This is a genomic window from Thermoanaerobacter sp. YS13, from assembly GCF_000806225.2.
GTDB classification, from domain to species: domain Bacteria; phylum Bacillota; class Thermoanaerobacteria; order Thermoanaerobacterales; family Thermoanaerobacteraceae; genus Thermoanaerobacter; species Thermoanaerobacter uzonensis.
On record NZ_JOOI01000001.1, the window covers coordinates 1,054,144 to 1,066,627 of the forward strand.

General features: G+C 33.4%; 13 protein-coding genes and 1 pseudogene. 1 reads left to right on the forward strand and 13 read right to left on the reverse strand.

The window, feature by feature from the left end; all coding sequences use genetic code 11:
• Nucleotides 1-7: 7 nt before the first annotated feature.
• From THYS13_RS05430 to THYS13_RS05445, 4 genes are all read right to left on the reverse strand, one after another.
• Nucleotides 8-760, reverse strand: coding sequence for an ABC transporter ATP-binding protein (locus tag THYS13_RS05430; protein WP_042833495.1), 753 nt, complete (start codon nucleotides 758-760; stop codon nucleotides 8-10).
• Nucleotides 757-1,821 (reverse strand): iron ABC transporter permease, encoded by a 1,065-nt coding sequence (locus THYS13_RS05435; protein WP_042833496.1) that lies wholly within the window; start codon nucleotides 1,819-1,821, stop codon nucleotides 757-759. Before THYS13_RS05435 ends, THYS13_RS05430 begins: the two co-directional genes overlap by 4 nt.
• 57 nt (nucleotides 1,822-1,878) lie before the next feature.
• Complete coding sequence (locus THYS13_RS05440) at nucleotides 1,879-3,021, reverse strand: iron ABC transporter substrate-binding protein (RefSeq protein WP_042833497.1); 1,143 nt, start codon at nucleotides 3,019-3,021, stop codon at nucleotides 1,879-1,881.
• Nucleotides 3,022-3,268: 247 nt separating this feature from the next.
• Nucleotides 3,269-4,609 (reverse strand): FAD-dependent oxidoreductase, encoded by a 1,341-nt coding sequence (locus THYS13_RS05445; RefSeq protein WP_042833969.1) that lies wholly within the window; start codon nucleotides 4,607-4,609, stop codon nucleotides 3,269-3,271.
• 200 nt (nucleotides 4,610-4,809) lie between these two features.
• Between THYS13_RS05445 and hydE the strand changes: the two genes are divergently transcribed.
• Complete coding sequence (gene hydE / locus THYS13_RS05450; RefSeq protein ID WP_042833498.1) at nucleotides 4,810-5,859, forward strand: [FeFe] hydrogenase H-cluster radical SAM maturase HydE; 1,050 nt, start codon at nucleotides 4,810-4,812, stop codon at nucleotides 5,857-5,859.
• Nucleotides 5,860-5,877: 18 nt separating this feature from the next.
• On the opposite strand, the gene THYS13_RS05455 is transcribed toward hydE, so the two are convergent.
• From THYS13_RS05455 to THYS13_RS05495, 9 genes and pseudogenes are all read right to left on the reverse strand, one after another.
• Nucleotides 5,878-6,336: a 4Fe-4S binding protein gene (locus THYS13_RS05455; RefSeq protein ID WP_042833499.1), complete on the reverse strand. Its 459-nt coding sequence runs from the start codon at nucleotides 6,334-6,336 to the stop codon at nucleotides 5,878-5,880.
• 17 nt (nucleotides 6,337-6,353) lie between these two features.
• A complete protein-coding gene (locus tag THYS13_RS05460; protein ID WP_042833500.1) occupies nucleotides 6,354-6,689 on the reverse strand; it encodes a NifB/NifX family molybdenum-iron cluster-binding protein in 336 nt (111 codons plus the stop codon).
• A gap of 19 nt (nucleotides 6,690-6,708) precedes the next feature.
• A pseudogene (locus tag THYS13_RS05465) lies at nucleotides 6,709-7,528 on the reverse strand (MBL fold metallo-hydrolase).
• Between the two features lie 19 nt (nucleotides 7,529-7,547).
• Complete coding sequence (locus THYS13_RS05470; protein ID WP_029688253.1) at nucleotides 7,548-7,892, reverse strand: NifB/NifX family molybdenum-iron cluster-binding protein; 345 nt, start codon at nucleotides 7,890-7,892, stop codon at nucleotides 7,548-7,550.
• The gene (locus THYS13_RS05475) at nucleotides 7,889-8,764 is read right to left on the reverse strand and encodes an ATP-binding protein (RefSeq protein ID WP_042833501.1); all 876 of its coding nucleotides are present in this window, start codon (nucleotides 8,762-8,764) and stop codon (nucleotides 7,889-7,891) included. The genes THYS13_RS05470 and THYS13_RS05475 overlap by 4 nt, the downstream gene beginning before the upstream one ends.
• On the reverse strand, nucleotides 8,761-9,609 hold the full coding sequence (locus THYS13_RS05480) for an ATP-binding protein (RefSeq protein ID WP_042833502.1): 849 nt from the start codon (nucleotides 9,607-9,609) through the stop codon (nucleotides 8,761-8,763). The genes THYS13_RS05475 and THYS13_RS05480 overlap by 4 nt, the downstream gene beginning before the upstream one ends.
• Before the next feature lie 14 nt (nucleotides 9,610-9,623).
• Nucleotides 9,624-9,986 carry a NifB/NifX family molybdenum-iron cluster-binding protein gene (locus tag THYS13_RS05485; protein ID WP_003870835.1) on the reverse strand — a complete coding sequence of 121 codons (363 nt, stop codon included), beginning with the start codon at nucleotides 9,984-9,986 and terminating at the stop codon, nucleotides 9,624-9,626.
• Nucleotides 9,987-10,180: 194 nt separating this feature from the next.
• A complete protein-coding gene (locus tag THYS13_RS05490) occupies nucleotides 10,181-10,540 on the reverse strand; it encodes a DUF5320 domain-containing protein (RefSeq protein WP_003870834.1) in 360 nt (119 codons plus the stop codon).
• Nucleotides 10,541-10,688: 148 nt separating this feature from the next.
• Nucleotides 10,689-12,452 (reverse strand): dynamin family protein, encoded by a 1,764-nt coding sequence (locus tag THYS13_RS05495; protein WP_042833503.1) that lies wholly within the window; start codon nucleotides 12,450-12,452, stop codon nucleotides 10,689-10,691.
• Nucleotides 12,453-12,484 lie beyond the last annotated feature (32 nt).

Consider the following 12,484-nt stretch of genomic DNA (forward strand, 5'->3'; position numbering starts at 1 on the left):
CTTTCCGTTAAAGTGGAATGACAACGGGTACTCCTCGACAGGTTTCTACTGCAACAGGAATCCCATATACAGCCTCTATATTTTCTTCTGTCATGACTTCTATTCCACCATAGGCAAAAATGGTATTATCTTTTAAAAGTAAAAATTTATTAGAAAATCTAAGTGCCAAATTTAAATCGTGGCTTATAACAATTGCTGCTATATTTTGCTCTTTCACCGTCTCTTTTATAATTCTTAAAACCTCGATTTGGTTTTTCAAATCCAAATTATTTGTCGGCTCATCCAAAAGCATTACAATAGGTTGCTGTACTAAAGCCCTCGCTATGACTACCTTTTGCAATTCTCCTCCACTTAACTCATTTAAATAGCACAGTGATAATTTCTCTAAATCAAATTTTTTTAACACCTCATTTACAATCTTTATATCCCTTTCAGTCACATCCCACTTTATATGAGGCTTTCTTCCTAAAAGTACCGCATCAAATACAGTAAATCGACCATTCTCATTCCTTTGCGCCACATATCCTATTTTTTTAGCTGTCTCTATTCTACTTAATTTTGAAATTTCATCTTTTTCGATATATATTGCTCCTTTGTGAGGTTTTAGAATTTTATTTATACACTTCAAAAGAGTAGATTTCCCCGCCCCATTGTTTCCTAAAATAGAAAGTAACTCCCCTCTTTGAAGAGTAAATTTAACATCTTTTAAAACGGGCACACTGGTATAACTGAATTCAATGCCATCTATATCTAAAATCATATCTTATACCCCCTTGAAAGCACATAGAGGAAAACCGGTGCTCCCAAAAAGGAGGTTATAGCTCCCACAGGTAATACTACCGGTGAAATAATAGTTCTGCCTAAAGTGTCTGATGCTAAAAGTATTAAACCTCCCATTACAGAAGAAGCAGGAATTAAAAATCTATGGTCTCCTCCAATTAATCTTCTCATTATGTGAGGTCCAATAAGTCCAATAAAGCCTATAATTCCTACAAAAGAGGTAATGACGGCAGCAATTAAAGAAGAGACAAACATGCCTAATAATCTTACTCTTTCCACGTCAACTCCAAGACCTTTTGCCGTTTCTTCTCCACTGTCTAAAGCATTATAGTTCCATCTGTTAAACATAAAATATATCAGAGAAATACCTACAACTACAGACATTATGCCCAAATCTTTCCATGATGCCCTTCCTATATCTCCAAATGTCCAAAAAACTACAGAAGCCACTTTTACATCATCAGCAAAATACTGCAAAATCATAGTAACTGCTGAAAACAAAGACCCTAAAGCTACTCCTGCCAAAACCATCGCTTCAGGAGTTACTCTAAAGCTTTTTGCCAACATCAATACGACCATTGTCGAACCCATTGAACCCAAAAAAGCAAAAAAAACTACCAAATATGGATTATTTATAATCACAGTATCAGGATTTGTAGTACTACCTGCTCCAAATACAATGATAGCTACTGCCGCTCCAAAAGCAGCCCCTTGTGAAATACCCAAAGTAAAAGGAGAAGCTAAAGGGTTTCTCAAAATGCTTTGGGTTACACATCCTGCAACTGATAAACCAATTCCCGCCACAATTGCTGATAAAATTCTTGGCATCCTAATGTTCCAAACTATGATATGAAATCTCTCTTCTCCCTTCCCTAATAACGCTTTTATGACATCATAAGTACCAATACCAGCCGAGCCTGCATTTATAGCATATATTACAAGTACAAGTATAACCAAAGCTGTTAAAGATATAATCAATATTTTTCTTTTTATATATTTGTTATAACTATCCGGTACAGTATCTACAAATGACTGTCTCAAGGCTTCATCCCCTTATCTTTGTAATTTCCAGCTTTTAGTGGAGAAATTTATTTTACACTAAAACTTAATTTTTTCAAAGCCACCGTACACTTCTTCCATCTTATCATAAACACTTTTTCCAGCTTCTCCAAAGAATAAGGTGTAAATTTCCTTAGCCTTTTCTACAGGGTCAATATCTTTAAATTGTTTAGGATAAAGGACTTTTCCTACCCAATAAGAATCTGCTAAAGCTGTATCAATATTTGTGTTATACTGATTGTACGGCAAAATGCCGTATACATTGCCATTTTTTACTGCCTTTAAGCTTTTATAAAAGGTAGGATTCTTCTGATAATCCTGTTTTACCAAGTCAAAATTTCCTTCATCAATGAACATTATATCAGGATTCCAAGCCAATAATTTCTCTCTTTCTATCATAACGCTTCCTTTTTGCCCTAAAGTATCAGCTACATTTTTTGCATTTAGAGCCATAAAAGGAGGATAATTACTTTGTGTACTCTCTATGCCATGGGCACCTTTAAATCCTAACGCACCTATATAGACAGATGGCTTTTTATCCTCTGGTATATTCTTTGTTCTATCCTGTAACTCTTTTTGAACTCCTTTTATGTAGTCCACTACTTTTTTGGCTCTATCCTCCTTTCCCATAATCTTTCCTATAATCTCTAGCGAGGTATATACATCCTCTTCAAAAGTCCCGAGTTTCCCATAACTTAAAACTACCACAGGAATTCCTGTTTTAGCTTGTAAATTGTCAGCTTTGGCTTTATCGAGCAAAGATATCACAAAAATAACATCTGGATTTACTTCCACTAATTTTTCTGCGTCTGGCGTAGAATCAGGACCTCCTTGTCCAATAGTTGGAAGTTGTACTAATTTCTCTTGAAAAATCATGTTGTAGGCTCTACCATTTACAACTTTTTTATCTATGTTTTCTACTCCTGCGACTCTATCAATCCCATCTATATAGGTTATAAGTCTTAAAGCTCCTGGACCTATACCTACTACTTTATGTACTGGAGTCTTTATCTCTACCTGTCTTCCGATTAAATCTGTAACTGTAATTGTTTGAACTGTTTCATTGGAAATTTTGGAAGTTTTAAATTGATTTTGTGAAGCTTTACTACAAGCTGTCAAAGAAATGATAATCACTAACAAAATAGTAACTATCCACTTAAATTTCTTTAATTGTTTTGGCATTAATTATCCCTCCATTAATAAATTTTTATTATTATCAGCCCATGTATAAAGTATACAAGTACATAATGTGGTGTTTGTTGACAAAAGCAAAAATTTTTAAATACCCTATTTTCAAAAGTTTGTCTACAGCCTGCAAGTAGCACAATGTGGTGTTACTTTTTTAAAAATTATAACACGAAAAAAGAAAGAAAACAATAGTGATAAAAAAACAGGCCAAATTTGGCCTGTTTTTTTATTCTTAAAATTCTCATATTTTTGACATAGCATCTAAAGCAGCTGAATTTATTGGATATGACACAGGAGAAGATGTGAGTAATGGATGTGTCGCCACTTGGAAGGTATTTAATTCTGACGCTGTTGTTCCTTTTTGTATCGCAAGACTTAAAATATTTATCATTTCACCAACATTTTCTCCTCCTGCTATTTGAGCTCCTAATATGACTCCAGAATATCTAGAAAAAATCAATTTTATCTTCACACTTTTCGTATTAGGCAAAGTTCCAGGATGCTTGTCCATTGTGCTAAATTCTCCGATTACTATATCAAACCCTTCAGCTTTAGCTTGCGTTTCTGTAAGACCTGCAGCAGCAAAAACAGTATTGTATATCTTTGTAGAAAAAGCACTTATTGTGCCTTTATTTTCCCTAACCAATCTTAATTGAAATACATTTACACCTGCAATTTTTGCTTCATTAGCAGCAATAGAGGCAAGAAGTATAGGTACATTCTTTCTTGTGAAAAAGCATTTCTTTTCTGCACAGTCACCAACAGCAAATATGTCTGGATCATTAGTTCTCATGTATTCATCAACTGTTATTGCTCCTTTTTCATTAAGTTTTATACCTGCAGCTTCAGCTAACTTAGTATTTGGTTTTACGCCCATAGCTAATATGACAACATCAGCTTTTATTTTTTCACCTGTATGCAGTTCTACTTCTTTTACTTTTGTATCCCCTATAAGTTTTGTAACTTTTGTATTTGTTTTTATTGTTATACCATGTTCTTTTAATGTAGCTTCTGCCATATCACTGTATTCAGGGTCAAAGGCTTGCCACAAAAGCTTGTCAGCAACCTCAATTATTGTTACATTTTTGCCAAGAAGTTGCACCTGCTCTGCCATTTCAACACCAATAAATCCCCCTCCAATTACTACAACGTCCTGAGCCTCGTTAATCTTTTGCTGAACAAATTTTAAGTATTCTTCGTCTTTTTTTATTGTAAATACATTTTCTAAGTCATGCCCTGGTATAAAAGTAGGAACTATTGGCAAAGAGCCTGTCGCTAAAATTAGTTTTTTGTAGGAAATTTCTCCACTCTTTTTAGCATTAACTTTTTTGTTTTCCCTATCAATTGAAAGAACTTCATCTATTATTACATCAATACCAGCATTGGTAAGCATTGCATCTGGTATAACATTTTTAGACGTGTCTTTTAATGTTCCAAAAATATATGGAATACCGCAAGGAACCATTACACGCTCTCCCATTCTTACAACAGTAACTTTCTTATCTTTGTAAGTTTTTTTAGCAGATAAAGCTGCTAAAATTCCACCCGCGCTTCCTCCAATGACCAAAACATCAGTTTCCATCACTTCTATTACCTCCTATATTTTGCATTTTGCTAGATACTACCCCCTACCCTGTAGGGTACCTCTACGTAAATTATAGGATTATAATAAACTTATGTCAATAAAATATCAAAAATTTGTTAAGAAAATAGTTTAACAATTTTATTGATTTTTTATTAACAATTGTTTTATACTAGTTAGGGAAAGAGAGAGTGATATTCATGATAAAAGAAAAAGATATTGAGGAATTAATTGAAAAATTAGAAGCACATCACAACATTGATAAAGAAGAACTTGTGACACTTTTAGCTTTGGAAGATCCTTCCATGATTTATCAAGCTGCGGATAGAGTTAGAAAAAAATATGTAGGAGATGAAGTACATTTAAGAGGTCTTATAGAATTCAGTAACTACTGCAGCAATACTTGTTTTTATTGTGGCCTTCGAGGTCCTAACAGGACAATTAAACGATACAGAATGGAACCCGAAGAAATATTACAATGTGTAAAATATGGAGCGTCAGTTGGACTAAAAACAATAGTCCTTCAAAGCGGCGAGGATAAATATTTTAAAATAATTACTTTATGTAAAATAATCGAAGAAATTAAAAAATTAGATATTGCAGTAACTTTAAGTATTGGAGAACTTTCCACTAAAGACTACGCTGAATTAAAAAAAGCGGGAGCCGATAGATATCTACTTCGCATTGAAACTACAAACAAAGAGCTTTATCAAAAATTACATCCCGGCATGAGTTATGAAAATCGCGTAAGGTGCCTTATGGATTTAAGAGAATTAGGTTATGAAGTCGGAACAGGAAGCCTTGTAGGTCTCCCGGGACAAACTTTAGAAATGCTGGCACAAGACCTCATATTCTTTAAAAAAATAGATGCAGATATGCTAGGAATAGGTCCTTTTATACCTTGCGAAAACACACCTTTAGAAAGGGAAAAAGGCGGCAATGTGGAAATTGTATTAAAAATGTTGGCTTTATCAAGACTAATATTGCCTGACATTAACATACCTGCTACTACTGCTTTGGCTGTTAAAGACAAAGCAGGTTATATTAAAGGACTAAAATGTGGAGCTAATGTAATAATGCCAAATATAGGTATAGATGAGTATAAAAAATTATATAAACTTTATCCTGGAAAAGTGCCCGACAATCCATCTGAAGCTGTAAATAACCTTGAAAATATCAAAAAGCTTATTTTATCACAAAATAGGACAATTGGAAAAGATAAAGGCTATCGCAAAAAAATATTAAATTGATATGCGATAGCCTTTTTTCTATGAAATTGCTCTTACAGGGCAAATATCAATACATCTGCCACAGTCTCTGCACTTCTTATGGTCTATATAGGCAACTCCATCTTTTAACTCTATAGCATTAAAAGGACATATTCTCACACAATTACCGCATCCAATGCAAGCCGATTCATCCACTTTAGGCTTATGTGGTTTTGTGTATTTGACATTGCTATCTTTCTTTTCTTCTGTTACAGGTCTATTAACAGTAGGAGAATTACGATAAGTTCCACCATAGCCTGCAACTTTTCTTATCATTGGACCACCGCATACAGGACACCTTAGAGTATAACAAGGTACACCTCTTTGATGAGGCACTTCATGGCCACAGTTTTCACACACACAACTACCATCAGGTCCGAAACCTGCTCCTCTTCCAAAACCACCTCCGCCGCCAAATCCTCCGCCTCTACCTCCAAATTCTCTTCCAAAACCAGGCATAACAATCGTTCCTTTCTTTACAAAAACTTTTTAGAATAAAGTTCTATAGCTTCCTCAACAGTGTCTACATCTTTCGCTACTATAGGAGCTTTATTCCATTCTTCTTTTATTCTCCTTTGGCTCTCTTTACCCATTGCCTTGCCAATAAAAACTTGACAGTCATTTAAAACTTCCATTATCTCCTCTGTCTCAGCATGTTTATGTTTATCTCCCACGTAGGGATTTTCCCTTTCTTCAACTTTTTTGTAGCTATTATTTTCATCCACTTCAAAGATTATAAAATACTTGCTCATGCCAAAATGCTTATCTGATAAATGTATCTTGTCGTTAGAGCCTATTGCTACTTTTATCACAAAAAGTCCTCCTCTTCTGTTAAACAATAATTGATGAACTGGTAGTCAAATAAGATAGTTTGTCTTTTAAAACAGATTTTAGGATTCCATATTCGTCTATTCCCGTACAATGACCTGTATATATTTTCTTTATTCCATAGCTATCTATTTTTTTTGGCTATTTCTATGATTTCTTCTTCTGGCATACCTCTTAAATGGAAACCTCCAATTAATGACTTGAGAGAATTTCCTTCAAAACGCCTTTTTGCCGTTCCTAAAATATTTAATATACCTGCATGGGAACATCCCGTAATTACATTAATTCCATCTTCTTCTTTTACTACCACAAAAACCTCATCTAAAAAATCATCCTTTATTTTTTCTCCCTTTTCTTCGATTAAAAAATTCTTAGTAGTGAATTCATTATCATAAACTATGTCAGGGCTTGTGATCACAAAAAAATCTTTTTCTACTTCTGTATCTTCCTTTATTAGCACAAAATTATTTTTATATTTATTGTAAATTGCTAAGTTAAAACCTATCTCATCTATATTTCCATTTTTCCTCAATACATATTTTTTATCTAAAATCCTCTTATGAGCATATATTTTTACATAGGGATTCTTTTCAAGCAAACCTTTGAGCCCACCAATATGGTCATAATGCCCATGAGTGAGAACCACTTTTTGTATTCTTCCCATCTCTATACCCATTAACCCACAATTTTTTATAAAGTTTTCACTCTGGCCGGTATCCACCAAAACTTCTTTATCATCTTTTTTTACTAAAATTGATAATCCATGTTCTGATACAAAATTTTTATTAAAAACCACATTTTCTATAAGCACTTGTATTTCCAATTATTCTCTCCTCCCTTCTTTAATGGTGATGTTCGTGTTTTTCACAAGGGCTGTTAGAAGATATCAAAGTACCATTGATGTACTTCTCTGCCACTTCTGTAGCATTTCCTTCAGCGCCAGTTATTACATCTATTCCATAACTATTAAAAAGCTCAATAGCACTGGTCCCCATTCCTCCAGAAATTATACAATCAACTCCTTTGTCTTTTAAAAACTCTGGGAGAAATCCTGGCCTATGACCGGGATTAGGTAAAAAAGTAGAGTCTTTTATTTTACCATTCTCCACATCAAAAATCCAAAAACCTTCACAATGTCCAAAATGCATTGAAACTTCTTCGCCTTCTGAAGCAACAGCAATTTTCATTTACTTTCCACCCCTTCATCTAAAATTTCTTTAATCCTAAGCCACATTTTATAAATTTGCTGGTAAGCAGTGCTGTCAGGATAACTACTTAAGCTTTGTAAATTTTTTAAAGCTTTTACAACTGTTTCATCAAAATCTATTTTCCCAACAACCACAAAGTTGTTTTCCTCACAATATTTTTCTATTTGTTGTGATACTTCTTTATTTAAATCCCATTTATTGACACACACCACGGAAGGAACTTTAAAGCTTTCTATCGCTGACAATACTCTCTTCATGTCAGCAAAACCAGAAAGTGTAGGTTCTGTAACAATTAATACCAAATCAACACCCGTAGCAGAAGCAAGGACAGGACATCCTATTCCTGGAGTGCCATCAATTATCAAATACTCATCGTTATCGTCACTTACTTCCTTCGCCTTCTTTCTCACCTCTGTCACCAATTTCCCTGAACCATCTGCTCCAGGAAAAAGCTCTGCATATACTACTTTTTCTCCCGACTTTGTCTTGGCATATACTACATGGCCTGTTTTTTCCTCTACCAATTTAATCGCTTCAACAGGGCATTTATACATGCAAAGGCCACAACCTTCACAATAATAAGGATTTACTTCAAAATTAGAAATCGCATTAAAGCGGCAAAGCTCTTCACACATCCCACATTCTATGCACTTGTTTTTGTCAATCACAGCCGTCTCTTTACCGTAAAAGTCTTGCTTTTCTATTATTTCTCCTTGCAAAACTATATTTAGGTTAGGAGCTTCTACATCACAATCCGCCATAATCTTATTTTTGACAATGGTGCTCAACGTAGTGGCAACTGTGGTCTTCCCTGTACCACCTTTCCCGCTTAAAATTGCTAACTGCTTCATTTTTTTATCAACTCCAATGCATCAGTCGTCAATTTCTCAAATATTCCTTTTACCTCTTCATTAACCTCAATCAACAATTTACCTTTTGAATAGGCCTCTGCAAACTCTTTTTTAAAAGGAATCTTCGCTAAAACTTTTATGCCTTCTTTTTCGCAGTATTCCTCGATAATATTGTCCCCTTCCCCAGCTTTATTAATGACAGCGGCCATAGGAATGCCCATCTGTTTTACAAGCTGTACCGCTAAATCAAAGTCGTGCAGACCATAAGGGGTAGGTTCTGTAACCAGAATGCACAAATCACTTCCTTCAATAGAATGTATAACTGGGCAGGAAGTCCCTGGCGGGCTATCCACTATTACAGGTTTATCTACATTCTCAATCAATTTATTAATCTCTTTTAAAATAGGCACTCCAGTCGCTTCTCCATAATTTAATTTTCCGTCTATAAAATCTACGCTTTTGGCTTTGCCCTTCCTTATCGTTCCAATAGGTTTGTATTTTTCTACTATGGCATCATAAGGACACATCTCAAAACAAGCTCCGCAGGAATGGCATAAGTGGTCAAACACGAGAATTTTTTTGATTAATTTTGTCAAAGCTCCAAATCTACACGCTTTTACACACTCACCACATAATGTGCATTTGTCGGAGTTTATTTCAGGTATTATGACTTCAACCGTTTTTTCATCTTCTATTTGAGGATTTAAAAATAAATAGCCGTTAGGCTCTTCTACATCGCAATCAACATACAGGCTATTATTAAAAGTTTTGGCAAGGTTAACAGAAACAGTTGTTTTTCCTGTTCCACCTTTACCACTCAATACAGAAATCTTGACTCTTCTCATCTTCAATGCTCCTTTTAATGATGGTGATGTCCTTGATTTGTCGCTTCTGTTATCTTTTCAAGGCTTCCATTTTTAAAAAGCTCTATGTTTGTTTTTACATCTCCTTCTATTGCTTTATATACTGGAATTTCTGCTGCTTTAAATACTTCCATAGCGTTTGGTCCTACACTGCTTGAGATGAGAACTTGTACACCTTCATCTATAAGAGTCTGTGCCGCTTTAGTGCCCGCACCACTGCTTTGGGCTACTGCAGCGTTGTCAATAACTTTATAATCCATTGTCTCACTATCAACTATAATAAAATATTGAGCTCGTCCAAATCTTGAATCCACCTTAGCTTCAAGAGTTTTTCCTTCTGAGGAAATAGCTATTTTCATATTGCATCCTCCATTTCATTATTGACATATGTTACTTACATTTATTAATATATTATTATTTTTGTCATATGTCAATAAATTTATTAAACAAAAAGCGCACTTAATCTGTTTTACTATAACACTTTAGCCAAATTATATCAAATTAAAGCATAAAAATAAGCAGCCACTTGCGTGACTGCGACTTTTAAAACTAATTATTCCTCTTTTTTATCGTCTTTTTTCTCTAATTGGTCCAATCTTTCTTTTATATATTTTAATTGGTCTTCCAAATATTTTGCTTCGGCACTTAAAACATCTTTTTCATTTATATTGTAGCCAGGATATTGAGGATACCCATAACCATACCATCCTCTTGCCCAACCAGGAAGTCCTGTTAAATAGTACATATGTCTAAATCCTCTTCCTCTGCCAAACCAACCGAAGCCTCTGCCAAATCCCCAGTATGCTCCTACAGGATTTAAATAACCAGGTACATTATATCCTGAACAATATCCTAAGCCTCTTCCTGTTCTTGGGCCTAAACCCATTGGACCTGTTCCATCTCCTCTTGGCATATCAATCCCTCCTCTTTTATTTTGGTCATATGACCATTACCTAGTTATATAATATCACTGTTATGAACTTATGTCAATAATATTTTACCCAAAAAAATATTTTTTATTGTTGAATTTTTAAATTCTTTCATTTATATACTTCACTATATTATTTCAACATATTTAAAACATGCTCTAATTCTTCACGTATTTTTTCAATATCTTTTAGCAATGTCTGATAATAAGCTTTTTCTCTTTCGAAGCTATCTCTATCAAATTTATAATCCTTTATTGACTTAGCAAGTAGTTCTTTTACAGTATCATAAATCGTCTGTAATTTAAAATTCATATCTTTTTCAAATTCACTAAAACTTTCTTCAATCCTTGTTAATAAATCATAACGAATACGACCTATGTTTCTGTCAACATCAATGTCTACTCTATCTAAAATCCTTTTTAAAATAATTTTTCCAGCAAATTTTTTAGGCAAAAAATAGGTAAAATACACAGGGTCTATTTCCAATGCACCAACATCATATCCTATCTTGTATGTAAACTTACTCTCTGCCGTAATACCACCTACGCTTCTAAAATATTCCAGATTTATGCCGAACAATTCGTTTGCTACTGTTTTTATTTCATCAATGACTGCATTGAGCCTTAAAAGATAATTAGACAAAGCTTTACTATACTGTTCTTCAATGTCTCTTTCAATATGACCTTTTAATTTTTCAAATTCTTCTATAATAGCTCTTTCGAGGTACTTTTCAAGCTCTTTTTTCTGATTAATTCGACTAAAGTCACGAATACTGTGGTAATATTCTTTTATCTTTTCTGATACTCTTATACTGATAAACTGTTTATATTCTTCCATCTTTTTATCAAAATTCTGTAAAATATTTTTCATATCTCCTTGAAACAATAATGATATTTCTTTTTTACTTTTTTCAACTTCTTTAATAAAGTTCTCAAAAGATTTTATATTAGATTCAAGACGCTCTAATGGAATTTGTTTCAATTTTATACTGCTTTCAAAAAAAGTTTGGCACATCGAAATAATTCTTTCAATATTTTTGGCATAGCTTTCAAGCAACACTTTTTCTTTTTCTTTTATTAAAAAATTCTGCAAATCATTTTCCAGCTTTTGAGTTCCACTCTTTTCAATTGCTTTATTATCTTTTGATATTTTGCCTTCTAATGCCAATTTAGCAGAAACTGGATAAATAGAAATGTTATCATTCTTTGTAATTTCTCTTACAATATTTTCATTAAAATTGATTATTTCCTTTAACTCCATTTCATTTACATAGTCAATTTTATTTAAAACAAAAAATATTTTATTAACATTTTCAGAAATTTTAGACAAAAACTCCTTTTCCAGTTCACTTATAGGAGGGTCTACTGAAAGCAAAAAAATTACAGCATCAGCTTTATTTATATAACTATATGCAACATCTGTATTATGTTTATAGACTGAACCAATTCCCGGTGTATCTATGATTACTACGTCATTACTTATAAACTCAAAAGGATACCCTATATGTATTTCCTTAACTCCTTTTATGTTTTTAGGGTTGTTTTTTTCTGTGCAATACAAATCCAATTCTTTAATGTCAATATTTTCACTTCTGCCATCATCATATAGAACTTTTGCCCATATATCAGTGCTATATTGGATTTTTGTTATAACAGATGTTAAAGGAACAACACCTGTTGGAAGTATATCAGCTCCTAACATATAATTAGTAAATGTTGATTTTCCTCTTTTAAATTGTCCTAATATCACAAGATAAAAAATATTATTGCAAAATTTATTTTTAACTTCTGAAACAGATTCTCCTACTGCTTTAATATTGATATCTTTTGATATTCTTTCTATTTTTTCAAATATCACATCTAAACTTTTTTTAATCTGGTCATATTGTTTCTTCATAACCTCACCTCCTAGCCACAATATAATCGAAA